The organism is Desulfosarcina ovata subsp. ovata (assembly GCF_009689005.1).
Lineage (GTDB): Bacteria > Desulfobacterota > Desulfobacteria > Desulfobacterales > Desulfosarcinaceae > Desulfosarcina > Desulfosarcina ovata.
Genome location: NZ_AP021879.1, coordinates 7,427,070 through 7,452,211, shown reverse-complemented (window position 1 = coordinate 7,452,211; position 25,142 = coordinate 7,427,070). Strand labels below are relative to the sequence as shown.

General features: G+C 59.4%; 21 protein-coding genes. All 21 read left to right on the top strand.

All coding sequences use genetic code 11. The features are described 5' to 3' along the window. The first annotated feature begins 2 nt into the window (after positions 1–2). The 21 genes from GN112_RS32655 to GN112_RS32555 all read left to right on the top strand — a co-directional run bounded on the left by GN112_RS32655 (position 3) and on the right by GN112_RS32555 (position 25,125). Entirely contained in the window at positions 3–776 is a 774-nt protein-coding gene (locus tag GN112_RS32655) for a SurA N-terminal domain-containing protein (protein ID WP_155313948.1), read from the top strand. Beyond that, positions 776–1,765 carry a peptidylprolyl isomerase gene (locus tag GN112_RS32650; protein ID WP_155313947.1) on the top strand — a complete coding sequence of 330 codons (990 nt, stop codon included), beginning with the start codon at positions 776–778 and terminating at the stop codon, positions 1,763–1,765. Before GN112_RS32655 ends, GN112_RS32650 begins: the two co-directional genes overlap by 1 nt. A 49-nt stretch (positions 1,766–1,814) precedes the next feature. Next, positions 1,815–2,537 (top strand): helix-turn-helix domain-containing protein, encoded by a 723-nt coding sequence (locus tag GN112_RS32645; RefSeq protein ID WP_155313946.1) that lies wholly within the window; start codon positions 1,815–1,817, stop codon positions 2,535–2,537. Next, a complete protein-coding gene (mgtE, locus tag GN112_RS32640) occupies positions 2,537–3,889 on the top strand; it encodes a magnesium transporter (protein ID WP_155313945.1) in 1,353 nt (450 codons plus the stop codon). Before GN112_RS32645 ends, mgtE begins: the two co-directional genes overlap by 1 nt. A gap of 4 nt (positions 3,890–3,893) precedes the next feature. Then, the gene (gene recO, locus GN112_RS32635; RefSeq protein ID WP_155313944.1) at positions 3,894–4,691 is read left to right on the top strand and encodes a DNA repair protein RecO; all 798 of its coding nucleotides are present in this window, start codon (positions 3,894–3,896) and stop codon (positions 4,689–4,691) included. Beyond that, positions 4,663–5,751, top strand: coding sequence for a GHMP family kinase ATP-binding protein (locus GN112_RS32630; RefSeq protein WP_231717198.1), 1,089 nt, complete (start codon positions 4,663–4,665; stop codon positions 5,749–5,751). The genes recO and GN112_RS32630 overlap by 29 nt, the downstream gene beginning before the upstream one ends. A 388-nt stretch (positions 5,752–6,139) precedes the next feature. Then, on the top strand, positions 6,140–7,015 hold the full coding sequence (gene glyQ / locus GN112_RS32625) for a glycine--tRNA ligase subunit alpha (protein WP_155313943.1): 876 nt from the start codon (positions 6,140–6,142) through the stop codon (positions 7,013–7,015). 101 nt (positions 7,016–7,116) lie between these two features. Then, entirely contained in the window at positions 7,117–9,192 is a 2,076-nt protein-coding gene (gene glyS, locus GN112_RS32620; RefSeq protein WP_155313942.1) for a glycine--tRNA ligase subunit beta, read from the top strand. Positions 9,193–9,265: 73 nt separating this feature from the next. Next, complete coding sequence (locus GN112_RS32615; protein WP_155313941.1) at positions 9,266–9,520, top strand: hypothetical protein; 255 nt, start codon at positions 9,266–9,268, stop codon at positions 9,518–9,520. A gap of 21 nt (positions 9,521–9,541) precedes the next feature. Further along, entirely contained in the window at positions 9,542–10,297 is a 756-nt protein-coding gene (locus GN112_RS32610; protein WP_155313940.1) for a nucleoside phosphorylase, read from the top strand. Continuing rightward, positions 10,275–12,188 (top strand): BRCT domain-containing protein, encoded by a 1,914-nt coding sequence (locus GN112_RS32605; RefSeq protein ID WP_231717197.1) that lies wholly within the window; start codon positions 10,275–10,277, stop codon positions 12,186–12,188. Before GN112_RS32610 ends, GN112_RS32605 begins: the two co-directional genes overlap by 23 nt. Then, positions 12,185–13,312 carry a DVU_1551 family NTP transferase gene (locus GN112_RS32600; protein WP_155313939.1) on the top strand — a complete coding sequence of 376 codons (1,128 nt, stop codon included), beginning with the start codon at positions 12,185–12,187 and terminating at the stop codon, positions 13,310–13,312. The genes GN112_RS32605 and GN112_RS32600 overlap by 4 nt, the downstream gene beginning before the upstream one ends. 2 nt (positions 13,313–13,314) lie before the next feature. Further along, positions 13,315–13,962, top strand: coding sequence for an alpha-ribazole phosphatase (gene cobC, locus GN112_RS32595; protein WP_155313938.1), 648 nt, complete (start codon positions 13,315–13,317; stop codon positions 13,960–13,962). Then, positions 13,959–15,695, top strand: coding sequence for an ABC transporter ATP-binding protein (locus GN112_RS32590; protein ID WP_155313937.1), 1,737 nt, complete (start codon positions 13,959–13,961; stop codon positions 15,693–15,695). Before cobC ends, GN112_RS32590 begins: the two co-directional genes overlap by 4 nt. Next, positions 15,685–17,652 (top strand): ABC transporter ATP-binding protein, encoded by a 1,968-nt coding sequence (locus tag GN112_RS32585; RefSeq protein WP_155313936.1) that lies wholly within the window; start codon positions 15,685–15,687, stop codon positions 17,650–17,652. Before GN112_RS32590 ends, GN112_RS32585 begins: the two co-directional genes overlap by 11 nt. Positions 17,653–17,950: 298 nt before the next feature. Further along, positions 17,951–19,714, top strand: a complete 1,764-nt coding sequence (locus GN112_RS32580; RefSeq protein WP_155313935.1) for a formate--tetrahydrofolate ligase — start codon at positions 17,951–17,953, stop codon at positions 19,712–19,714. A 135-nt stretch (positions 19,715–19,849) separates the two neighbouring features. Beyond that, positions 19,850–21,241: a flagellar motor switch protein FliN gene (gene fliN / locus GN112_RS32575; protein ID WP_155313934.1), complete on the top strand. Its 1,392-nt coding sequence runs from the start codon at positions 19,850–19,852 to the stop codon at positions 21,239–21,241. A 233-nt stretch (positions 21,242–21,474) separates the two neighbouring features. Then, positions 21,475–21,867, top strand: a complete 393-nt coding sequence (locus GN112_RS32570) for a universal stress protein (protein ID WP_155313933.1) — start codon at positions 21,475–21,477, stop codon at positions 21,865–21,867. 9 nt (positions 21,868–21,876) lie between these two features. Further along, positions 21,877–22,590 carry a dephospho-CoA kinase gene (coaE, locus tag GN112_RS32565; RefSeq protein WP_155313932.1) on the top strand — a complete coding sequence of 238 codons (714 nt, stop codon included), beginning with the start codon at positions 21,877–21,879 and terminating at the stop codon, positions 22,588–22,590. A 151-nt stretch (positions 22,591–22,741) separates the two neighbouring features. After that, positions 22,742–23,422, top strand: coding sequence for an HD-GYP domain-containing protein (locus GN112_RS32560; protein ID WP_155313931.1), 681 nt, complete (start codon positions 22,742–22,744; stop codon positions 23,420–23,422). Between the two features lie 113 nt (positions 23,423–23,535). Continuing rightward, the gene (locus GN112_RS32555) at positions 23,536–25,125 is read left to right on the top strand and encodes a peptide chain release factor 3 (protein WP_155313930.1); all 1,590 of its coding nucleotides are present in this window, start codon (positions 23,536–23,538) and stop codon (positions 25,123–25,125) included. Positions 25,126–25,142: the final 17 nt, after the last annotated feature.

Here is a 25,142-nt window from a genome sequence, read left to right as displayed (position 1 = left end):
TTATGAAAATAATATTTAGAAAGGTTGCAGTACGTTATCAACAGTGGCGCCAAACATCGGAGCAAAGCGCCACGCAGGCCGGTCTGGCGGTATGGTTCCTACTGATCGTTTTTCTGGCCGGATGCACCGAATCGGAAAGCCCGACATCTGCGGCAGTATTGATCCAGGCCAATGGGCAACGCATCACACTGACCCAGTTTGAACGCGCCTTTGACGTGGCGCGGATTGCCTTCAGCGACGACCGCATGGCAGATCCACAACTGGTCAACGACGGCCGGTTGCGGCTGTTGCATCAGATGACCGAAGAGGTGGCCATCCGCTGCCGGGCCGATGAACTGGGCATGGAATTAGACGATCAGGAGGTCACCGCAGCGATCGACGCCATCAAAAAAGACTACCCGGAAGGTGAATTCGAGCAGATGCTGCTGGAAAGCGCCATCACCCTGCCCTTGTGGCGGGAACGCCTCGCGGCGCGGCTGCTCATGGAAAAAGTCGTCAATCAGGACCTGATCCCGTCGGTGACCATCACGCCCAAGGAAATCGAGACGTACTACCGCAGCCACCCGGACCAGTTCAATGTGGATGATGAAACCGTGGCCGATACCAATCTAAAGCACCGCATCATCACGCATCTGCGGCAAGAAAAAGTTGAGGCGGCCTGGCCGCAGTGGATGAACGGGCTGAAAACCCGTTACCGGGTAAAGATCAACTGGGAACTGTGGAAACAGGCCCAACCGCCCGATGCCGGTTCCGGCAGCCGGGAAAAGGAAAAGTGATGTTGAAACGTATTCTGTATACCGGTAGCCTGATCCTGGCACTGGTGCCGATGCTTACCGCTCTGGCCACGGCCTCGGCCGCATCCAAAGTGCTCGATCGCATCGTGGCCGTTGTCAATGAGGACATCATCCTGCTCAGCGAACTCGATGCACGCATGTCTCCCTATGTCCAACGGATCCGCCAGCAGGGGTTCGATCTCGAGAAGGAGCAAAAGATGCTCTACAAGGTCCGCGAGGATATGCTAAACCGCCTGGTGGATGAAAAGCTCACCGACCAGGAAATCAAGCGCAACGACATCAATGTGGACGACGCCGAAATCGACAATGCCATCGAACGCATCAAGGCCGCCAACTACTATACCGACGAAGATCTACGCGGTTTCCTGGAAGCGGACCAGATGACCATGGAAGAGTACCGGGAGAAAATCAAGGAGCAGATTCTGCGTTCCCGGCTGGTCAATTATGAGGTCAAATCCAAAATCGTCATCACCGATGAGGAGGTCAGCAACTATTACGACAACCATCCCGAACTCTACGGCGGCACGCTGCACTACCACCTGCGCAACATCCTGTTGCCGATGCCGGCAGGCGCAACGGATGATGAGAAGACGGCCATCGGCCAGAAAATGGCCGTGCTGCGCGCCCAATTCGAAGCGGGCACGGCGTTTGCCGACCTGGCCCGGACATACAGCGAGGGCCCGGCCGCCGATAATGGCGGCGATATCGGCGAATTTACAATCGATACCTTCTCTCCTCAGATCCGGGCGGCCCTTGACGGACTGCAACCCGGACAGGCCACATCGGTTCTGGATACGGACCGGGGATTTCAGCTTTTTTACGTCGAAGCGGTCAAACGCAGTGAAGACAAACCCCTGGAAAGTGTCCGGGAAGAGATTCACCAAAAGCTGTACGCCGAGGTGGTGGACAAGACATTTCTCTCCTGGCTCGAGGATCTGCGCGGCCAGTCACATATAAAAATCATCAATTAATCGGAAATCCGAATCGGTTTTCGATCATCGAATATGGTGGTCCGGGTCTATGGAATCGGATTCAAGTCGCGATACTTACGGGCATTATCTCCAGGCGTTCCGACTGAAAGCGGCCTTGTCGGTGGAAGCGGTATCCAAACAAACCAAGATTGCCACCCACTGCCTCAATGCCATGGAGGCGGACGACCATGCCCAACTGCCGCCGCGACCCTATGTAAAAAGCTTTATCCGATCCTATGCCAAGGCGGTGGGGGCCAATGCCGATGTGGCCCTGAACCTGTACCTGACCGACCTTGAGCGCCAGGCCATGACAAGGCAGCAGCGTTTGAAACGGCAGGCCAAGTTGTCGATCCTGCGCCGCACGTTGCTGACCATCGGGATCATCACCAGCATTCTGCTGATCGTGCGCTACACTGATCTTTTTCTGGATCCTGAGCCCCCGCCCGACCCGGCGCTGCCCCAGGAGGACCGGTTGCCCCCCCCGGCAACCCCAGCCGCACAAACCGACGCGGATCCGCTGATGCCGGTGATGGTCAGTGAAAAATTGCGGCTTAAGGTGGTTGCCGTCGAACAGACCTGGCTGAAGGTCATTGTGGACGGCCAGAACACCCGTTCGTACGATCTGAAACCCGAAGAGCGACTGGAGCTGGAAGGCACCCGCAACTTCAACCTGATGATCGGCAACGCCACCGGCCTGCAGATCTTTCTCAACGAGCGGCCCGTCAAAATTTACGGTAGCAGCGGCCAGGTCGTGAGCCTGAAGATTCCATAATGCAACAGGACAGACAGAAAATTCTGACCGTCAGTGTCAAGCGCCTTTTGCGTCGGGGCGCCAGCAGCCGCCTGCACAAAATCGTCAACAAGACCCACGGGGCCGATCTTTCGATCCTTTTCAGGGACCTGTCGCTTCAGGACCAGCGCCTGCTGTTCGACATGATCGAGGATGTGGACCAACAAGGCATCCTGTTCAGCGAACTGGATGAAGATCTTTTTGTCCAACTCATCGACGGCATGGATCCGGACCAGGTGGTGGCGATTCTCGAAGAGATGCCCAACGACGATGTGGCCGACCTGCTTCATCAGCTCCCCGAGGAGACCGTCAGCAGCCTGCTCAAGCGCATGAAAAAGGAGGGCTCCGACGAAGTCGAGGATCTCATGCACTTTGCCGACGACAGCGCCGGCGGCATCATGAACCCCGATTTCATCGCCCTGAGCGAAGAGATAACCGCCACCGAGGCCATCGAACGCATCCAGAAGGAGTTTGCCGATGTGGAGATGCCCTTCTATCTCTACGCGGTGGACGGCTACGGCAAACTGGTGGGGGTCTGCTCTCTGCGGCAGTTGGTGGTGGTCAAGCCGCAAACCCCGCTCAAGGCGTTCATGACCACCGATGTGCTCTCCGTGCAAACCCACATGGACCAGGAGGAGGTGGCCAAGCTGGTGGCCCGTTACGATATCCTGGCCGTACCGGTGGTGGACGACAGCAACCGGCTGGTGGGTATTGTCACCGTGGACGACGTCATCGATATTTTCCGTGAGGAGGCCACCGAGGATATCCTTAAAATGGCCGGCGTGGGCGAAGAGTTCGTCGAAACCAAAAGCATTTTCAAAAGCACGCGCATCCGCCTGCCATGGCTTTTTGCCAGCTGCCTGGGCGGTATCTTCGCCTTTTACGTGATCGGCCATTTCGAGGACAGCCTCAGCCGGGTCACCTATCTGGCCGCCTTCATCCCGGTAATCATGGGCATGGGCGGCAATATCGGCACCCAGTCCTCCACCATCGTGGTGCGCGGGCTGGCCACCGGACGGCTCAACATCCGCGACATTTGGTCGGTGGTGGGCAAGGAGCTGACCGTGGGCCTCATCCTCGGGGTTGTCTACGGCGCCTTGATCGGGTCGGTGGCCCAGGCCCAGTACAATACGTTCATGCTGGCCCTGGCCGTCTGCCTGGCCGTGGTCTGTTCCATGTCCGTGGCTGCCCTGGTGGGATCGTGCGTGCCCATGCTGCTGGCCCGCATCAATATCGATCCGGCCGTGGCCACGGGTCCCTTTGTGACCACCTCCGTCGATATCATCAGCGTCTATTTTTACTTCACCATCGCCACCGGATTCCTGGGCATCTGAAACCATGGCCGGTTCGAACACCCCCGCCATCCTGCTGCGCCGCATCGAATTCGGCGATTTCGATCTTATCGTGACCCTGTTCACCCTGGCCCAGGGAAAAACCAGCGCCATCGCCAAATCAGCCAAAAAAAGCGTACGCCGCTTTCCCGGTGTGCTGGAACCGTTCTCCCAGCTCGAGGTGGTCCTGACCCAGGGAAAACGCAAGGGCATGCCGGTTCTCCAGGAAGCCTCCCTGGAAAACCCATTTTTCAAAATCCGTGAAAACATCATCAAGACCGCTTACGCCAGTTACTGGTCGGAAATCATCTATCTGTGGATGGCCGAAGGGGAGCCCCATGAAAATCTTTACCGGCTGACCCATCATGTGCTCACCGAGCTCAACCGGGGAGAGATCCCCGTGGAAGTACTCAGCATCCTTTTTCAGATGCGATTTCTGACCATTGCCGGATTCCGTCCCAATTTCGAGCACTGCCACGCCTGCAAGACCCGCCTTGACCAGATCCGTCACCGCTCGGTGATCTCGGACCCGTCCAAAGGCGGCATCGCCTGTCCCAGTTGCGCCGGCATAGCCGGTGATCAGCTGCGCATCTCCAAGGGGACCCTGAAACAACTCGCCTGGACCGACAACGGCGACCTGGAACGGGCCGCCCGCGTGCGCTTCACCCCACTGGCGATTACCGAGGGACTGGCGTTTCTGGAAGCCTTCGTCCCCTATCACATCGGAAAAACCCCCAAGAGCCTCAAGGTGCTCCGGGCGGTAAGGAACACCATCCATGCAAGAAAAAAACGGTCCCATGCATGACGCCGGCCCGGCCCTGGGCAATATCGGCGCACTGCTGAAAGAGCGCGCCATCGAGACATCGGCCCCCTGCCGCATCGATTTCGGCGGGACCCTGGACATCAGCAGTTTTCACTACCCCCTGCGGCACCTGGCTCCCGCCACCGTCAATATCGCCCTGGATCTGCGCACCACGGTCCGGCTCAGCCCATCCGGTGACGATCGGATCCGGATATCGTCAACCGGCATTACCGATGCCGTCTTCGACCCCATGGCGGCCCCCTACGATCACCCCCTGGGGTTGATGTTTGCCGTGACCGACTGTTTTGGCGCCCGCGGTGTCCACATCCAGATCCACTCCACCTCGCCCCCGCGCAGCGGCCTGGGCGGCTCGTCGGTGGCCGCCGTGGCCCTGATCACCGCCTTTTCGCGGATTCTGGAGAAGCTCGGCCGGCCAGCGCTGTCGGCGACCCAGACCGTGCTGTTGGCCCACGCCATCGAACAGGGCGTGGCCGGGGTGCCCTGCGGGCTTCAGGATCAGTTGGCCGCTGCCTATGGCGGGGTCAACCGCTGGGAGTGGCCGGCCGAACCGGACCGCCCGCCGTTTGCCCGCCACCCGCTGTTGACAGAGGCGGTCCTGCCCCGCCTGGACGGCCACCTGCTGGTGGCCTATCTGGGGGTGACCCATGTGTCCAAGGATGTCAACAGCACCTGGGTCAGACAGTTCATCCAGGGGCAAAGCCGGGAAAACTGGACGGCCATCGTCCATCTGACCCGCGATTTCGCCGACGCCCTGGCCCGTTTCGACATGCCCGCCGCTGCTGCCGCCATGAACCGTGAAACCGCCATCCGCAGGGCCATGACCCCCCAGGTGCTCGAGTCCATGGGTCAGCGCCTGGCCGAGGCCGCCATGGCTGCCGGCTGCGGTGCCCGCTTTACCGGTGCCGGCGGGGGCGGTTGCCTGTGGGCCATTGGCGAAAAGGAGGCCATTTTAACGCTTAAACCCAAATGGGCCGTCCTGCTGGCCGAGCGCCCCACCGCCGGCCTGCTCGACTGTCGGGTGGACGTCCGGGGGGTATGCTGACCCCAAGAAAACAAAAAGGGTAACCGCATTTAACTTTTTGTCGCTCTTTTTACCCGGTAGCGACGGGTTAAGAATGTCAAATATCCAATGAAAAATGACAACTGGTGGTATTCTATCTATTTTAAGATCGGTTTCATCCTTCATTTGACATTTGGGCTTTGGCATTTGGCATTTTTCCACTTTCGGGAATGGTGTCTGTTCAGGAACGGACGGTTTTTGATTTTACTTGCGATTGCCCTGGAAATCCTTCATGTGGCCCTTGTTAAACCCCATGGTAAATGCTACGTATGGCGGTTATTGGGCCTTTCGTCAGGCCCATTCAGCAAAACAATGATTATAAACGTTATCAACTGTTTGACGATCGATACAGAAATTTGAGGAAACGCAGATGAACTTTCAGGATGTGATTCTCACGTTGGACCGATTCTGGGCCCGCAAGGGCTGCGTGGTGGCTCAGCCCTATGATCTGGAAGTGGGCGCCGGCACTTTCCACCACCATACCACCTTGAAAGCCCTGGGGCCCGAGCCGTGGAAGGTGGCCTACGTTCAGCCGTCCCGTCGGCCCACCGACGGACGCTACGGGGAGAACCCCAACCGCCTGCAGCACTATTACCAGTACCAGGTGCTCCTCAAGCCATCCCCCACCAACGTTCAGAGGCTCTACCTGCAGAGCATGAAAGCCCTGGGCGTGGATCCTTTGGAACACGACATCCGTTTTGTGGAGGACGACTGGGAATCCCCCACCCTGGGCGCCTCGGGGCTGGGCTGGGAAGTGTGGCTGGACGGCATGGAGTGCACCCAGTTTACCTATTTTCAGCAGGCCTGCAGCATGGAACTTGCGCCCATCGCCGTCGAATTGACCTACGGTCTGGAGCGCATCGCCATGTACCTTCAGGGAATCGACAACGTCTACGACCTGAAGTGGAACGATACGATCACCTACGGCCAGGTTCACCATCAGCAGGAGGTGGAGCAGTCCACTTACAACTTCGAACTGGCCGATATCGATATGCTGCTGGATCTGTTCGACCGCTATGAAGCCGAGGCCAAGCGGATCATCGATGAAGGCCTGGTGCTGCCGGCCTATGAATTCACCCTCAAGTGCAGTCACACCTTCAACCTGCTGGATGCCAGAGGCGCCATCAGCGTCACCGAGCGCACCGGATATATCGCTCGCATCCGCAACCTGGCACGGGCCTGTGGCTTGGGCTATGTGAAACAGCGTGAAGCCATGGGTTTCCCACTGCTCGCTCCCAATGCCTGACCCACGGCCAAAAAGGTGGGTGTGGAATCCGATTTGAATTGAACCTTCCGGACGGTGCCGCCCACCGTTCGAGATCAAAGCTTGCCAATACCGAGGAGAACATGGATACCCTACTACTTGAAATCGGTGCCGAAGAGATCCCGGCCGGCTACATCCGGCCGGCCCTGGACGCCATGGCCCAGAATCTGCTGAAACGGCTGGATGCGGCCCGCATCGGCCACGGAGAGGCACGCACCTGCGGCACCCCCCGGCGGCTGACGGTGATGGTGGACGGGGTCGCGGACAAGCAGGAAACCGTTACCGAAGACCTCATGGGGCCACCGGAAAAAATCGCCTTCGACGACGCCGGCAAGCCCACCATGGCGGCGGTCAAGTTTGCCGAAAAAGCCGGCGTTGCCGTGGGCCGCCTGACCGTGGTGGAGACCGGAAAAGGCCGCTACCTGAGCGCCCGCAAAACCCACCGGGGTCAGGCCACCCGCAGGCTGCTCAAAACCATCCTGCCCGAAGTGATCCTGGCGACGCCCTTTCCCAAAAGCATGCGCTGGGCCGATCTCTCGATCCAGTTTGCCCGGCCGATCCAGAGTATCGTGGCCCTTTTGGGCGGCAAAGTGGTTGCTTTCAGCCTGGGCGACCGGATCAAAAGCGGCCGCCACGCCCTGGGTCATATGTTCATGAATCCGGGCAAGGTGGCCATTGATTCTCCCGAGACGTACGAAACGACCCTGGCGGGTGTCAATGTTCTCGTGGATATTGCCAAGCGCCGTGAAATGACGGCCACGGCTGTGGCCGAGGCCGCCCGCGGCATCGGTGGCGAAGTCCTGCCCGATGAAGAACTGCTGGATATCGTCACCAACCTGGTGGAAATTCCGGTGGCCACGGCCGGACAATTCGATGACATCTTCCTTGAAGTCCCCAAGGAAATCCTGATTACGGCTATGCGCGAGCATCAGAAATACTTTGCCGTGGTCGACGCCACCGGCCGGCTGATGCCCGGTTTCATCGCCATCAACAACACCCGCACCCGGGACATGGACCTGGTGGCCACCGGTCACGAGCGCGTGCTGCGGGCCAGGCTCTCGGATGCCCGCTATTTTTACAATGCCGATATCAAAGTCCCCATGGAGACCTGGGTCGAGAAACTCAAACGGGTCCTTTTCCAGGCCAAACTGGGCAGCATGTATGACAAGATGACCCGGGTGAAACGCCTGGCCGCCTGGCTGGCCGATGCGATCAATCCCGCGCAAAAGGAGAACGTCACCCGCGCGGCTCACCTGTGCAAGGCCGACCTGGTCAGCCAGGTGGTGGGAGAATTTGCCAAGCTCCAGGGAATCATGGGACGCACCTACGCCCTCGCCGCCGGCGAACCACCGGACGTGGCCGCGGCCATCGAGGAGCACTACCGCCCCACCCACAGCGGCGGGCAGCTTCCCGAAACCGAAACCGGTGCCCTGCTCTCCATTGCCGAAAAGATCGACTCCATCTGCGGCTGCTTTTCCGTGGGCCTGGTCCCCACCGGTGCCGCCGACCCCTACGCCCTGAGGCGCCAGGGCATCGGCATCCTGCAGATCATGCGCAGCCGCAACATCGGCATTTCACTGACCCGGCTGGTGGAAACGGGCGTGGCCCTGTTCGCCGACAAGAGCAGCCGCCCGGCCGCTGAAACCGTGGATGCGGTCCTCACCTTCCTCGGCAACCGGTTCGCCCGGCTGCTGGCCGACGAGGGACTGTCCAAGGATGTCATTGCCGCGGTCATGGGCGCGTCGGCGGAGCGCGTCCCGGATGTGGAACGACGCGTCGCCGCCCTGGAAAAACTCAAGGGCAAGCCGGATTTCGAGCCGCTGGCCGCCGCTTTCAAACGGGTGGAGAACATCCTTAAAAAAGCGTCGTTGCAAGCGGACGCCACGGTGGATCCGGCACTGTTCGGCCAGCCGGCCGAAAGCGCCCTGCACGCGGCCTGCCAGTCGGTGACCCGCGATGTGGATCAGCGGCTGGCCCAGGAGGACCTGGACGGCGCGCTGGCAACCATCGCCACCCTGCGCGACCCGGTCGACGCTTTTTTCACCGACGTCATGGTGATGGCCGAGGATCCGGCCGTGCGCAGTAACCGGCTGGCCCTGCTGGCGACCATCTCGGCCATTTTCGGTCAGATTGCCGATTTTTCACAGATATCCACCTGATGGCAATGCCAAAGACCAAATTCAAAATGTCAAATGAAGACAAACTATCGGTTTAAAAAAAGAGGAGATCGATATGGCTTTTGATCCCAACAAAGACAAAGTCCTCAAAAAATGGAAGTGCCCGGAAACCGGGCTGGTCGTCACCATCAACCAGTATGATCAGGGCGAGGCCAAGGTCCAGATCGGTCCGCGCATTCTCAAGAAACAGGACGGCAGCGACCGGGCACCGACCAAGGCCGGGCGGTTGACCATCGAAGATATTCTCTGGCTCTATGATATGATGGATGAGATCAAGGACGAGTTGACCGATCTGCAGCGACCGGCCTGAGCGGAAATCAAGGAGCCCCGGATGCCTGAGCGCCGCGCCATTGTCAACCCCGTCAAGGGCAAGAAACCGCCCCGGACGGGAAGCATTGCCATTATTGCCGCCACCGACAGCGACCTGCAAATGATGGCCCGCCAGACCCACGTTCCACTGGTGAAGGAACGCAAGCTCTACATGAGCCGGCTTCGGATCTACGCTGACCAGCACCGGCGCTTCAGCATCGTCGGCCCGGTGGTGGGCGCCCCGTACGCCGCCATGATCGTCGAAAGCCTGGGCGCATGGGACGTTCGGCAGATTCTTTTCATCGGCTGGTGCGGCGGTGTATCCATCAACGTCAAGGCTGGCGATATCATCGTCCCGGCCAGCGCCATGGTGGATGAAGGCACCTCCGGCCACTACTGCGATCCCACCTGCCGGGTGGCCCTGCCGGCCCGGCAGCTGACCCATCAGGTCCAGCTGGCCCTTGAACATCATGGCGCCCATTTCCATAACGGAACGATCTGGACCACCGATGCCATCTTCCGGGAAACCGTCGAAAAGGTCAGGCATTACCAGGCCAACGGCGCCCTGGCCGTCGAAATGGAACTCTCCGCCGTCTTCACCGTGGCCGGGTTCCGGGAGATGGAAGCCGCCGGGATCCTGGTGGTGTCCGACGAGGTTTCCGATTACCGGTGGCGCCCGGGATTTCGCACACCCGCGTTTAAATCCGCCCGGCAACAGGCCTGCCAGGCGGCTCTGACCCTGGCCGGTTGCTTCGGTGTACAGGAAGGCCCTGATTAAAAATCCCTCATGGGACGATGATCCCACGCAAAACACCCCCATTGCCATGAATCCAACCCCCGTAGAAGAACTGGTCGACCTGCTCAAAGCCTACAACCGGGCTTACCGCCAGGGCGCACCGATCGTCGAGGATGCCGAATACGACAATCTGGTGGAACAGCTGCGCCAGCGCGTGCCGGACCACCCGTTCCTGCAGGCCGTGGAACCGGAACAGTTCAGCGGCCGCCAGCAGGTACGGCATCCCGCGCCCATGCTCTCCATCGAAAAAGCCTACGACCGTGATCAGCTGGAACGGTTCGTGGCCCGGGTCCAAAAAGAGGCCGACGCCCTGGGCATAGACACGCCGACCTTCCGGCTGACCCCCAAACTCGATGGCCTGGCCGGCCGGGACGATGGTGAGGTGTTTGCCACCCGGGGCAACGGCGAGATGGGCTACGAAATCTCCAACGCCTTTGCCAAGGGAGTGGTCCCCATCGGCGGACGCGGCCAGGGCGTGGGTGAAATCGTGGTCGTCAAGTCCTACTTCGAGGAACACATGGCGGAGTTTTTCGAACATCCGCGCAACATGGTGGTCGGCATCGTCTCCTCGGACACGCTCAACGAGAATGCCAAGACCGCCCTGGACGCGGGTATGGTTCGCTTCGTGCCCTACAATCAGCTGCAAGGCCCGACCGTCGAGGCGAAGCAGCTGGTGGCGGAGCGGCGCGGGCTCGTGGAAACCCTCCTGGCCGAGGTGGACTACCCCACCGACGGCGTTGTTGTCGCGGTGACCGACGAGGTACTGAAAACCCGCATGGGTGCCACCGCCCACCACTACCGCTGGCAGATTGCCATCAAGAGCAAAGGCGACACGGCCGAGACCACCGTGGAGGATATTCAGTGGCAGGTGGGCCGCACCGGCAACGTCACCCCGGTCATGATGGTGGCGCCGGTATCCCTGTCCGGGGCCACCATCCGCCGGGTCACGGCCCATCACGCCGGCAACATCCGCAACCAGGGCATCGGCATCGGCACGCGCATCGAGATCATCCGCAGCGGAGAAGTCATTCCCAAATTGGAGAAGGTCCTGGAAGCCCACGGCGAAGTATGCCTGCCCGAGGCCTGTCCGTCGTGCAGCGGCCCGCTGACCTGGCAGAACGATTTTCTCAAGTGCACCAACCCGGCCTGCCGGGCCCAGATCGAGCAGCGCATCAGCCACTGGTTCCGCATCCTGGGCAATGCCGACTGGTTCGGCATCAAGACCATCGGGAGAATCGTCGAAAGCGGGCACCGCAGCCTGGAGGCCGTCTACCGGCTCACCGAGGCGGACTTCCTGGAGATGGCGTTCGGCCCGGTGCAGTCCAAGAACCTGGCCGAGGCCATCACCCTCAGCCGCACCCGATTGGTGGAGGACTGGCGCTTCCTGGCCGCATTCGGTATCAGCGATCTGGGCACCGGCGACAGCCGCAAGCTGCTGGCCCATTTCTCCATCGAAGAAGTTCTCAGCCTGGAAGAAGAGCAGATCGAGCAGATCAAGGGCTTCGGGAAGATCACCAGCAAATCCATTGCCGCGGACCTCAAACGGATCGGCCCCCTGATGGCGCACATGCTCGATTTGGGGTTCAACCTGCAGCGCACCCCCCTGGCCGCCGAGCAGACGGCGGTGGAGAGTCCCATTGCCGGCAAGGGCATCGTCTTCACCGGCAAGATGGTCCAGGGCTCACGGGAGGCCATGCAAGCGGCGGCCCGGGCCATGGGCGCACGGGTGCAGACGGCGGTCAGCGGTACCACCGATTACCTGGTTTGCGGTGAGAAGGTGGGCGCCGCCAAAATGGCCAAGGCCACCCGCCTGGGGGTAAGCGTACTGACCGAAGCGGAATACCAGGCCCTGGTGAACGGCGGCCTGCCATGACCACGCCGTCGGCCGTCATTCTCAGCGCCGGTTATGCCTCGCGCATGGGGCGCTTCAAGCCGCTGCTCGACCTGGGCGGCAAAACCGCCCTCGACCGGGTGGTATCGCTCTACTTGGACGCCGGAATTACCGATGTCCGCGTGGTCACCGGTTATAGAGCGGGCGACATCCGCGCGGCCCTGGCCGACCGCCCCGTGCGGATCGTCCACAACCCGGATCACGACAGCGGCATGTTCTCATCGGTGCTGGCCGGCGTCAACGCCCTGCCGCCCGCCGTGCCGGCCTTCTTCGTCCACCCGGTGGACATCCCCCTGGTGAGGTCCTACACCGTGGACACCCTCATGGCGGCGATGGAAGAAAAACCGGCCGCCGTGATCTACCCCCGGGTTGGCGATGAACGCGGCCACCCGCCCCTGATCCACGGGTCACTGAAAGCGGCCATCGCAGCCCACGACGGTAGCGGTGGGCTCAAGGCCCTGCTGGATCGTTTTGAGGCCCAGGCCCTGGACATTCCCGTGGCCGACGAGGGCGCCCTGCTGGACATGGACACCCCCGATGATTTCCGGCAGCTTGGCGATCGCCTGGCCAAAGGATCGCTGCTCACGGAAAACGAGTGCCGCCTGCTCATGGAACAGGTCCACCGCCTGCCCGCCGAGATCAATGAGCACTGCCGCCAGGTTGCCCGGGTTGCCGAGAGCCTGGCCGCTGCGATCAATGCGGCCGGGGGGCATCTGGACGCCGCCCTGATCCGCTGCGCGGCCCGGGTGCACGATGTGGCCCGGCTGGAAAAGCACCATGCCGATGCCGGTGCCGCCCTGCTGCGGCGCATGGGCTTTGACCGGCTGGCCGCCATTGTCGCCGTGCACATGGATCTGACGGCCGACGAGCACTCCGCGTTGGACGAATCCGAGGTGGTCTATCTGGCGGACAAACTGGTGGTCGGCACGACCATCGTGGGCCTTGCCCGGCGCTTTGATGCCAAGCTGAAAAAATATGCGCAGGATCCGCAGGTGACCGATAACATCCAGCGGCGCAAACGGGCGGCGGCGGCCATCCAGACAAAGATCGAACGTCTCACCGGAAAGACGATCGACCATATTCTGCCAACCGCCATAAAAGGATAGCGATGGGCATATCGATTGACAACTGGGCGCATGCCAACGCGGAGAAGAAGATTTTTCTGCTGCGCCACGGCGAAATCGAGAAGCACCGTGATGAGAAATGCTTTATCGGTCAGATCGATCTGCCCCTCTCCCCTCGCGGACGCGCCCAGGCCGGTTTCTGGCGCGGGCAGTTGGCCGGCATCGCGCTGAGCCGCATCGTCTGCAGCGACCTGTCGCGCTGTGTGGAAACCGCCCGCATCGTTGCCGCCGCACATGGTGCTGATGTCAACACCGATGCGGGGTTGCGCGAAATCCACCTGGGACAATGGGACGGAATGGCCTTTGCCGAGGTCCAGGCCCGCTGGCCCGACCGCTTCCGTGAGCGCGGCCGGCTGATCGACGACTTCCGGCCACCGGACGGAGAGAGCTTTCGCGACCTGCAGCAGCGGGTGGCACCGGTTTTTGAAAAGGCCGTCGCAAACACTGACGGCAACCTCCTGGTGGTGACCCACGCCGGCGTTATTCGCGTGCTGCTGTGCCATCTGCTGGGAATGCCGGTCAGCCATCTTTTTCGTCTCAACCAGGATTACGCGGCCCTGAATCTGATTGTCCGGCAAAGCGGCGGATACCGGTTGCATGCGCTGAACCTCACCCCCGATGAGGAGCGATGAAATCATATCGACTGATCCAGCCGTACCTGATGGCTAACCGCGTCAGCATTATTTTCGGTCTGCTCTGCCTGATCGTGGTGGATCTCCTGCAGCTGTTCATCCCCCGGGTGATCAAGCGCGTGGTGGACGATCTGGCCCTGATGCAGGTGGATACAGCCGGCCTTTTGCGTTATGCCGGCATGATCCTGGCACTGGGTCTGTGCATCGGTTGCTTCCGCTTCTTCTGGCGCCGCTGCCTTCTGGGAACGGCGCGGAAGACCGAAGAGGCCTTGCGCAACCGGCTCTTCCGGCACGTGCAGACCCTGTCACCGGCCTACTTCGACCGGGTCCGCACCGGCGACCTGATGGCCCATGCCACCAACGACATCCAGCAGGTGCGCATGGCATCCGGGATGGGCCTGGTGGCACTGAACGACGCCATTTTCCTGGGCTCGGCCGCCATCGGTTTCATGATTTACATCAATCTGGAACTGACCCTCTATGTGCTCATTCCCATGCCGCTGATCGTCATCGGCAGCCGCTATTTCGGCCGCCATATGCACCGCCGCTATAAACGGGTGCAGGCCGCTTTCAGCGAACTGACCGAAGCGGTGCGCGAACGCTTCGCCGGTATCCGCGTGGTGATGGCCACCAACGCCCAGGCGACCGAAGCCCGGGCCATTGAGGCGATCTCCGAGGCCTACGTGCAGGAAAACATCGACCTGGTGAAAATTACCGGTGCATTTTTCCCGCTGATGATTCTGCTCACCAACCTGAGCCTGGCCATTGTCCTGTTCCAGGGTGGGCGCCAGACCATCTTCGGCCGGATCACACCCGGCGATTTTGTGGCCTTCATCAGCTACCTGGGCCTGCTCACCTGGCCCATGATGGCGCTGGGCTGGGTCACCAACCTGATTCAACGGGGCCGAGCCTCGCTGGACCGGCTGGATGGCATCCTGAGCACACCATCAGACCTGATCGAACGCGCGGATGCCCGGCCGGTCGACGCCTTCACGCGCCACCTGACCGTCGACGATGTCGGTTTTGCCTACCATCCGGCCAGGGGCAAGGTTCTCAATGGAATCCGGCTGCGGCTGGAAAAGGGGCAGACCCTGGGTATCGTGGGACCGCCGGGCGCCGGAAAGACCACGCTGCTGCAACTGCTGATGCGCCTTTACGATGTCAGCCAGGGGGCCGTGCGCATCGACGACTTGGATCTGCGGGACTTGAAGATCAAAGATCTGCGGGCGCTGATCTCTGTCGCCCCTCAGGAGCCGTTCCTGTTTGCCGGCACCATCCGTGAGAACATCACTTTCGGCAGTTTGGCTGTCACCGACGCCCAACTGACGCGCGTAACGCGTCTGGCCGCCCTGGACGCCACTATTGCCGAAATGCCCGACGGCCTGGATACAGTGGTGGGAGAAAAAGGCGTCATCCTCTCCGGCGGCCAGAAACAGCGGGTGGCCCTGGCCCGGGCCTTTCTGAACGACACGCCGATTCTGATTCTGGACGATCCGGTCAGCCAGGTGGACACGCGCACGGCCGCACACATCGTCGACACCCTGAATCAGATGGCCGGGGAGAAGACCCTGATCATCGTCTCCCACCGGCTCTCCGCCGTCCGCCATGCCGACCGCATCGTACTGATGGAAGACGGCCGCATCACCGCCGCCGGCACGCACGCGCAGATGATGGCCGACGACGCCTACTATGCCCGGGCCTATCGACTTCAGGAGCTGGAAGATGCGCTTTGATTACGGCTACGATGAAGAACAGCGGCTGGGCAAACCCTACGACCTGAAACTGCTGCGCCGCATTCTGCCCTATGCCCGCCCCCACCGGACCCGACTGCTCCTCTCCGTACTGCTGGTAATCACCATCACGCTGCTGGAACTGTCGGTCCCCTACATCACCAAGGAGATCATTGATCGGCATATCGTTCCCAAGGCCCGCATCGCCGGCGACCCGCAAGGAACGGACAGCGACGGCCGGCAACGGCTGTGGGTGGACCTGAGCGATCCCGTGACCGCCGCCGTGGTCGCGCGCAACGGGCAACACTTTGAAATCCGTGGCATGCGCGCCGGCATCGACATGGACGCCCTGGGACGTCTGAAGACGTCCGATCTGGAGAAATTGCGCCACACCGATCTGTCCGGCATCGCCCGCATCACCGCCATTTTCATGGCCGTGGTGGTGGCCATCTTCGCCTGCACGTTTGTGCAGAACCTGATCATGGAAATTGCCGGCAACCGCATCATGCACGACCTGCGGGTCAACCTGTACCGCCACATCCAGGCCATGCCGCTCTCTTTTTTCACAAGCAACCCCGTGGCCCGTCTGGTCACCCGCGTGACCAACGACATCGCCAACATGCACGACCTGTTCACCAATTTCATCTCCATGGTCTTCAAAGACATCTTCCTGCTGGTGGGCATTGCCGTGGTGCTGCTGGCCATGGACTGGCGGCTGGCCCTGCTGACGTTTCTGGTACTGCCGCTGGTGGCGCTGGCCGCATTCGGATTCTCCAAGCGCGTGCGCGACGTTTTTCGCGAACTGCGCACCAAAGTGGCCGAAATCAACACCCGTTTTTCGGAAACCATCAGCGGCATCAAGGTCATTCAGACGTTCGGACACGAGGAGGACAACGCAGGCGCCTTCGCCCGCCTCAATCACGACAATTACCGGGCCGGCATGCGCCAGATCAACATCTTCGCGGTTTTCATGCCCGTCATCGAAATGCTCGGGGTCACCGCCATTGCCATTGTCGTGCATGTGGGCGGCAGCCATGTGATCGGCCAGACCATGAGTATCGGTATCCTGGCCGCATTTCTCGCCTACATGCGCATGTTCTTCCGCCCCATCCGCGACCTGGCGGAAAAGTACAACATCCTGCAAAATGCCATGGCATCGGCCGAGCGGATCTTCCTGCTCATGGATCGGCCGACGGCGGTCACACCGGGAAACGAGCGGCAGACAATTGACGGCCCGCTCAAAACCATCCGCTTCGAGGATGTCTCCCTGGCCTACAATCCTGGGGAGATGGTGCTCAAATCAATCAACCTGAGTATCGAGGCCGGACAGACCGTGGCCATCGTCGGGGCCACCGGATCGGGAAAAACCTCGCTGGTCAATCTGCTGGTGCGGTTTTACGACCCCACCCATGGCCGGGTGTGTTTCAACGGCATCGACTGCAACCGGATTGCGCCCGCCGAGTTAAGAAAACGGATCGCCCTGGTCATGCAGGATCCGTTTCTGTTCACCGGTTCACTGCGGGACAATCTCTTTTTCGCCGCCAAAGCAATCTCCGCCGGTCGCCAGGCGGAGATTCTCGAGGCGTCCCGATGCAGCCAGCTGGTTTCCCGATTCCCCGACGGTCTCGACACCCCCATCACCGAGGGAGGGGCATCCCTCTCCAGCGGCGAGCGCCAGCTGATCTCCGTGGCACGGGCCTTTTCCACGGACCCGGAGGCGATCATCCTGGATGAGGCCACCTCGTATGTGGATTCCCAGACCGAAATGGTTCTGCAGGAAGCCATCGGCAACCTGATGCACGGACGGACCTGCGTGGTCGTGGCCCACCGTCTGACCACGGCCCGCACCGCCGATCAGATTGTGGTGCTGAACAACGGGTCGATCATGGAAATCGGCAACCACGAAACCTTGATAGCCAAAAAGGGGTATTATTACCGGCTTTACCAGCTGCATGGATAGTGGCGCCGGACCGGCCGGCGCAGGGGGGACCGAGCGAGCCTCCAATAAAATTCTATTCTATTGTTTTTTTAAATAGTTACGACGCTTCAAACTCCCATTTGAAGGCCACCATATAAGGCTTGCCAAAACGGGAAAGGCGTGTTAGATTACTCAAGTTTTTCCGACCTTAACGGAAAAGTTTTGATCAGTCTAATCTTGCATCAATCCGAACACGTTTTAACCCAATAGTTCAACGGTACCTGATAACGGGTAATCAGGGCCCCCCATCGTTAATCATTAACAAAGGAGGATTGGATAGATGGCTTACGATGCGGTAAATATGGCGGACTGGCAGATTTCCGAAGCAGCCGAAGAGAACATGCCGACGCCGGAACAGTGGCAGGAGAAGCTGGGACTCGACAAAGCAGAGATGCTTCCCATGGGTCGTCTGGCAAAAATTGATTTTCTGAAGGTCATCGATCGACTCAAAGACAAACCCGACGGCAAATACATCGAAGTCACCGCCATCACCCCGACCCCCCTGGGCGAGGGCAAAAGCACCACCTCCGTTGGTCTGATGGAAGGCCTTGGCATGCGCGGCAAAAACGTCGGCGGCGCCCTGCGTCAGCCCTCCGGCGGCCCCACCATGAACGTCAAGGGAACGGCAGCTGGCGGCGGCAACTCACTTCTGATCCCCATGACCGAATTCTCCCTGGGGCTCACCGGCGACATTAATGACATCATGAACGCCCATAACCTGGGTATGGTGGCCATGACTGCCCGTATGCAGCATGAGCGCAACTACAACGACGAGCAGCTTGCCCGCCTGACCGGTATGCGTCGTCTGGACATCGATCCCACCCGCGTGGAAATGGGCTGGATCATCGACTTCTGCGCCCAGGCCCTGCGTAACATCGTCATCGGTCTTGGCGGCCGTTTCGACGGCTACACCATGCAGAGCAAGTTCGGCATCGCCGTCGGTTCCGAGCTGATGGCCATCCTGGCCGTGGCCACCGACCTGGCCGATCTCAAGGACCGCATCAACAAAATCACCGTGGCCTTCGACAAGAGTGGCAAACCGGTTACCTGCGGAGACCTGGAAGTCGGTAACGCCATGGCCGCCTTCATGCGCAACACCATCAACCCGACCCTGATGTGCACCGCCGAATATCAGCCCTGCTTCGTGCACGCCGGCCCCTTCGCCAACATCGCCGTGGGCCAGAGCTCCATCATCGCCGACCGCGTCGGCCTGAAGCTGTTCGACTATCACGTCACCGAGTCCGGATTCGCCGCGGATATCGGCTTCGAAAAATTCTGGAACGTGAAGTGCCGCTTCTCCGGCCTCAAACCCCACGTCTCCGTCCTGACCTCGACCATCCGCGCCCTGAAGATGCACGGTGGCGGACCCAAGGTCGTCGCCGGCAAGGCCCTGGACGATGCCTACACCAAGGAGAACCTGGGACTGGTCGAAAAGGGTGTCGAGAACATGGTCCACATGATCGGCGTGATCCGCAAAGCCGGTATCAACCCGGTGGTCTGCATCAACCGGTTCTACACCGATACTGACGCCGAATGCGCCATCGTCCGCAAGGCTGCCGAGGCTGCCGGTGCCCGTTGCGCCGAGTCCAAGCACTGGGAAAAGGGTGGCGAAGGCGCATTGGAATTCGCCGATGCCGTTATCGACGCCTGCGAAGAGGGCAATGATTTCGATTTCCTCTATCCGCTGGAAATGAAACTGCGCGACCGTGTGAACAAAATCGCCACGGAAGTTTACGGCGCTGACGGCGTGGACTGGGCTCCGGAAGCCAACGCAAAGGCCGAAATGCTGGAAAACGATCCCAAGTACGCCGACTTCGCCACCATGATGGTCAAGACCCACCTCTCCCTCTCCCACGACCCGGTCGTTAAGGGCGTACCCAAGGGATGGCGTCTGCCCATCCGCGACGTGCTCATTTACTCCGGCGCCAAATTCCTCTGCCCCTGCGCAGGCACAATCAGCCTGATGCCGGGCACCGGCTCCAACCCGGCTTTCCGCCGCATCGACGTCGATCCGGCCACCGGAAAGGTCAGCGGCCTGTTCTAAACCGCTTTCCGTGTTGTCACAGCATCCCTGGCCCGGGCATTTCTGCCCGGGCCTTTTTATTGCAAATGATTGACAAAAATCGAAAATCGCCTTTACAATGAGGCGACCCATAACCGCTGCAATAACGGAACTTCGATGGAAAAAATCACCGACGAAGCCATACGCCAATCCATTACCGCCACCATCATGGAAACCTTCGATGCCATGGCAGCCATGCCGCTTGAGCCCGTTGATGAGGCCCAGCCCGCCGACCTCGATCAAAGCCGCATGGTTGGCGCCATCCATTTTGCCGGTGAGGCTGTCGGGGTAATGAGCTTCCAGCTCTCCGAGGCTTTTTCCCGAATGATCACCGCTTCCATGCTGGGCATGGAAATGGATGAAATAGAAAGCATTGAGGAAGTCAAGGATGTCATCGGCGAGTTATCCAACATTGTGGCCGGCAACCTGAAAACCGAATTTGTCGATTCCGGTCTGGCCTGTGTCATCTCCACCCCCTCGATCACCTTGGGCAGTGATTTCAAGATCGACCCGGTGGATATTGCTCCACCGGTGAAATTTATCTTCCGGCACGATGACCACCACGTGGTCGTGGAATTATGCGTCAAGGAGGAGATCGGCGCCAAAGAAGATATCATGAGCGATCTGTCCAGCGAAGTCATTATGGAACGGATCGCCGGCGTGGATATCAAAACCTCCATTGTCAATTCCGTTATCGATGTTTTCTACACCATGCTGGACATGGAAATCGAGGCCATCGACAAGGAGCCCGAAGGGTTTATCGAGGAGGTCCGCACCGTCGGGTCGGTTACTTTTGCCGGCGAAGTGGATGGTTTGTTCAACATCCAGGTCAACGACGACTTCGCCAAAACGATGACCGCCGCCATGCTCGGCATGGAGGTGGACGAGATTGAGAGTGAAGAGGAAGTCTTTGATGTCATCAGAGAGATAAGCAATATCATCGGCGGCAATCTGAAATCCAGCTTCGTCGATGCAGGCCTGTCGTGCGTCCTGTCAACCCCGTCCATCACCAACGGCCGCGACTTCAGGGTCAGCCCCACCAATGTCATCAAGCCGGCCCGATTCCTCTTTTCCCACAAAGGCAGTGTGATTATTGTCGAGGCCGGCGTCAAGATGGATCAATCGGCCGCCGTCGAACAAAAAGCGGAATCCATGGGGGGGGAATCCACCGAGGGGGAAAGCGCGTCGGCAGAGATGACGGCGCAGCCGCCCACCAACCTGACAGCCCCCCCATCCGAGGTGGATCCGTTTAAAAATCTGGGCCTGGTCATGGACATCCCCCTTCAGGTCACCGTTGAATTGGGGCGTACGAAAAAACGGATCAACGATGTTCTCCGATTGGGTCCGGAATCGGTTGTCGAACTTGAACAGATGGAAGGGGAACCCGTCGATATTCTGATCAACGAGACATTGATTGCCAAAGGATTCGTGGTCGTGGAAAAAGAGAAGTACGGCATTCGAATCAGTGAAATCGTCAGCCGCAAAGAACGCCTGAAAAGTATTCGATAGGGGTTATCCGAAAATTGATCCATGGTACTGAATACGCTGCCTACCGGTGGATTGGCGATTTGCATATGGGGTTGACTGTTTTCTTGACAGAAGTCGCCAAACGTGTTTTGGACAGTTTTCGAAAATTCAGGCCGCTTTCTTGTCCGCCCGGTACAACGACACCACGGCAGCAGAAAGGCCGCCCATATAATCGGCAGCGCACCATCCTGCCGAAACCACTAAAGGAGTACTCAATGAAAATCCTGGTCGGCTATGACGGGTCAAATTCGGCAAAAGATGCCTTGACCCTGGCCAAACAACACGCAGTCGCCTTCGATGCAAAAGTCATTGTGCTGGCATCGCTAACCGGTGAGAGCGTGACCCATACCGTGGAAGTGGAGCATGCCAACGAAAATTTGAAATATGCCGGTGATCTGTTAGCAGAGGCAAGCATCCCTTGTGAAACCAAACTGCTCGTCCGCGGCTTGACACCGGGCGAGGACCTGATCCAGTTTGCAGAGGAAGAGTCGGTTGATGAAATTATCATCGGCATCAAAGGCCGTTCGCAAGTCGGCAAACTGCTCTTTGGTTCAAACGCCCAGTTTGTGATCATCAAAGCCCCCTGCCCCGTGGTGACCGTCAAATAAAGTCATCCCATGACCATCAATGGCCCGTGCCTGCAGCGCTGTCCGGGCAACCTTTTCAATCCGTCCGATGCGGTCACCCGTCGGTCACGCCGTGGACATGACAAACACCGGGAAAGGAGTATCGTGATCATCGCCGGTCTCACCGGAGGAATCGCCAGCGGGAAATCAACGGTTTCTGACATCTTCAGGAAGGCTGGAGCAACCATCATCGATGCCGACATCATCGCCCGGGAGGTGGTTACACAGGGAACCCCCGCCTACGCGGAAATCATTCATGCCTTCGGCGATATCATTTTGCAGCCTGATGGCGCCATCGATCGCAAGCGACTGGGCGACATCATTTTTAATGCTCCAGAAAAAAAGGTCCTCCTGGATGCCATCGTCCATCCGCGGGTCTTTGAACGGATGGAACGGCGCATCGCCCAAACGGCTGAAACTACCCCCGGCGCCGTCGTGATTCTCGATATCCCGCTGCTTCTCGAAACCCGTATCCCAAGAAAGCTGGCAGAGGTCATCCTGGTCTATGTTCCGGAAACGTTGCAGTTGAAACGGCTCATGCAGCGGGACGCAATTGACAAACAGGCCGCCCTGGCACGGATTCATTCCCAGATGTCCATCGAAGAGAAACGGAGCCAAGCCACCGTTATTATCGACAACAGTGGGGACCGGGAACAAACCCGCCAGCAGGCACTGGCTGTTCTCAGCCGCCTGAAAAAGGGCTGAGCCACCGACCAGAATACATCCAAATGCGATTGCCCTGCCAACCGGATCGATTCCGTTTGACACGTTTTGTCACCTGCCTTATAGTAAGTCCCGCCTGAATTGATTGTAAAACAGATGATCTCAGGATAGACAAAGGCAGATGTAAATCGTCATGCGAAGTGATGAACAGGTTTCCAACGAAGCACGTGAGCGGCATCTGCAGACATTGGGTGAAATATCTGCCGCGCTGGAAAAGAAAGACTTGTATACACAGGCCCACGGCCACCGTGTGGCATTGTATTCCATGCGACTGGCCCGGCGGCTGGGTTTTTCAGCGGAAGAGATCCGCAATGTCGGCATTGGCGGGCTCTTTCACGATGTGGGCAAGTTGGCCATGAGCGATCACATTTTGGCAACCCGGGAAACGCAACTGTCCAATGAGCTTAAACAGGAAGTGCAGTGCCATCCGCTCATCGGGGCGGCACTGCTTAAAAACATTGCCTTTCTGGGACCGGTGGTGGATTTTGTGCTTTTCCACCACGAACGCGAAGATGGCAAGGGATATCCGTTTGGTCTGAATTCGGCTGAAATTCCTCCCGGAGCAAAAATCGTCAGCATTGCGGACTGCTTTGATGCCGTCACCACCGACCGCCCCTATCACAAAGGGCAACCGGCGGCAGCGGCGTACGCGGTGCTCCGGGAAGGCTGTCACGGCAATTTCAACGCAATCTTCGTCGAAGTGTTTATTCAGGAAATTGAAGAAGGCGGAATGATCCAGGACATTGATCCCGATCCGCTGCTGGCCGACGAACTGGTTCGATCCATCGCCGGCTGCAGTCACCAGGTGTTTTAACGGCGGCAACCGGTGGAAAGGCCGCAATAACGAACCGATAGGGTTAAGCGCAGAACGGTAACAGGCCAATAGTGGCCTGTTTTTTTTGAGCGCGGTGGAAAAAAGCAAGAACTATGGACGGCCATCTTATAAAAGAACTCCAGAAACGGCGAACGTTCGGCATCATCAGTCACCCGGACGCGGGAAAAACCACACTGACAGAGAAACTGCTCCTTTTCGGCGGGGCCATCCAGATGGCCGGTGCCGTCAAAGCCAAACGCGCCGGTCGATACGCCACCAGCGACTGGATGACCATCGAAAAAGAACGCGGTATTTCCGTGACCACCTCGGTCATGAAGTTCACCTATAACGGATTCGAGGTCAACCTGCTGGACACCCCGGGCCACCAGGATTTTTCCGAAGACACCTACCGCGTGCTCACCGCCGTGGACAGCGCCCTGATGGTAATCGACAGTGCCAAAGGGGTCGAGCCCCAGACCGAAAAGCTCATGGAGGTGTGCCGGATGCGCAACACCCCCATTATGACCTTCATCAACAAACTTGACCGCGACGGCATGGCACCGCTGGACATCCTGGCCGATATCGAAGACAAACTTCAGATTGAATGCGCGCCCCTCTCCTGGCCCATCGGCATGGGCAAGCGATTCCGCGGGGTTTACAATCGCCACCAAAATCAGCTCTACCTGTTCACGCCGGGTGGTGAAACCCGCCACCAGGAGGGCATTCTGATTACCGACCTTGCCGATCCGCGCCTGGATGAAATGCTGGACAGCCAGGCGGACGAACTCCGGGAAGATGTGGAACTGCTCGAAGGTGCGGCCAATCCCTTCGAACTGGAGGCATACCTCAAGGGCAGCCAGACGCCGGTCTTTTTCGGCAGTGCCATCAATAACTTTGGCGTCCGCGAACTGTTGGACGCTTTTGTGGAAATGGCCCCCTCCCCCCAGGCGCGCCCCACCACCACGCGTCTGGTAGACCCTCAGGAAACGGCATTTTCGGGCTTCGCCTTTAAAATTCAGGCCAACATGGATCCGGCCCATCGTGACCGCATCGCTTTTGTGCGCATCTGTTCGGGCAAGTTTACCCGCGGAATGAAGGTCCTGCAGACCCGCATCGGCAAACAGGTAACCCTCTCCAACGCCACCATTTTCATGGCCCAGGACCGCACCCATGTGGAAGAGGCCTACCCCGGTGATATCATCGGCATCCACAACCACGGAACCATCGGTATCGGGGATACCTTCTGTGAGAAGGAGGCGCTCAGTTTCACCGGCATTCCCAATTTTGCGCCGGATCATTTCAGGCGGGTACAGCTGAACAATCCGCTCAAGGCCAAGCAGTTGCTCAAAGGGCTGACCCAACTGGCCGAGGAGGGTGCCGTGCAGTTCTTCCGTCCGCTCACCGGAAACAGCTATATTCTCGGCGCCGTCGGGGTGCTTCAATTCGATGTCACCATGGCGCGCCTGAAATCCGAATACGGGGTCGATGCCCGGTATGAACCGGTCAGCTTTGCGGCCGCCCGGTGGGTGACCAGTGAAGACAGAAAACAGCTGGCCCACTTCGAAAAGGAAAAGTACGCCAGCCTGGCCCATGATTCCCATGGGAAGCTTACCTATCTGGCTTCCAGCCTGTGGCGACTGGACAATGCCATGGAAGAGTGGCCGGCCATCCGCTTCCACAAAACCCGCGAATTGATCGCCTGACGCCCCATGGTTCAGGG

Bases quoted from the DNA above. Each gene is read 5' to 3' on its own strand.
- GN112_RS32645 (WP_155313946.1), top strand. From the start codon at position 1,815: ATGGAATCGGATTCAAGTCGCGATACTTACGGGCATTATCTCCAGGCG.
- GN112_RS32555 (WP_155313930.1), top strand. From the start codon at position 23,536: ATGGACGGCCATCTTATAAAAGAACTCCAGAAACGGCGAACGTTCGGC.
- recO (WP_155313944.1), top strand. From the start codon at position 3,894: ATGGCCGGTTCGAACACCCCCGCCATCCTGCTGCGCCGCATCGAATTC.
- GN112_RS32590 (WP_155313937.1), top strand. From the start codon at position 13,959: ATGAAATCATATCGACTGATCCAGCCGTACCTGATGGCTAACCGCGTC.
- GN112_RS32655 (WP_155313948.1), top strand. From the start codon at position 3: ATGAAAATAATATTTAGAAAGGTTGCAGTACGTTATCAACAGTGGCGC.
- coaE (WP_155313932.1), top strand. From the start codon at position 21,877: ATGACCATCAATGGCCCGTGCCTGCAGCGCTGTCCGGGCAACCTTTTC.
- cobC (WP_155313938.1), top strand. From the start codon at position 13,315: ATGGGCATATCGATTGACAACTGGGCGCATGCCAACGCGGAGAAGAAG.
- fliN (WP_155313934.1), top strand. From the start codon at position 19,850: ATGGAAAAAATCACCGACGAAGCCATACGCCAATCCATTACCGCCACC.
- GN112_RS32615 (WP_155313941.1), top strand. From the start codon at position 9,266: ATGGCTTTTGATCCCAACAAAGACAAAGTCCTCAAAAAATGGAAGTGC.
- mgtE (WP_155313945.1), top strand. From the start codon at position 2,537: ATGCAACAGGACAGACAGAAAATTCTGACCGTCAGTGTCAAGCGCCTT.
- GN112_RS32585 (WP_155313936.1), top strand. From the start codon at position 15,685: ATGCGCTTTGATTACGGCTACGATGAAGAACAGCGGCTGGGCAAACCC.
- GN112_RS32650 (WP_155313947.1), top strand. From the start codon at position 776: ATGTTGAAACGTATTCTGTATACCGGTAGCCTGATCCTGGCACTGGTG.
- glyQ (WP_155313943.1), top strand. From the start codon at position 6,140: ATGAACTTTCAGGATGTGATTCTCACGTTGGACCGATTCTGGGCCCGC.
- GN112_RS32630 (WP_231717198.1), top strand. From the start codon at position 4,663: ATGCAAGAAAAAAACGGTCCCATGCATGACGCCGGCCCGGCCCTGGGC.
- GN112_RS32600 (WP_155313939.1), top strand. From the start codon at position 12,185: ATGACCACGCCGTCGGCCGTCATTCTCAGCGCCGGTTATGCCTCGCGC.
- glyS (WP_155313942.1), top strand. From the start codon at position 7,117: ATGGATACCCTACTACTTGAAATCGGTGCCGAAGAGATCCCGGCCGGC.
- GN112_RS32560 (WP_155313931.1), top strand. From the start codon at position 22,742: ATGCGAAGTGATGAACAGGTTTCCAACGAAGCACGTGAGCGGCATCTG.
- GN112_RS32570 (WP_155313933.1), top strand. From the start codon at position 21,475: ATGAAAATCCTGGTCGGCTATGACGGGTCAAATTCGGCAAAAGATGCC.
- GN112_RS32580 (WP_155313935.1), top strand. From the start codon at position 17,951: ATGGCTTACGATGCGGTAAATATGGCGGACTGGCAGATTTCCGAAGCA.
- GN112_RS32610 (WP_155313940.1), top strand. From the start codon at position 9,542: ATGCCTGAGCGCCGCGCCATTGTCAACCCCGTCAAGGGCAAGAAACCG.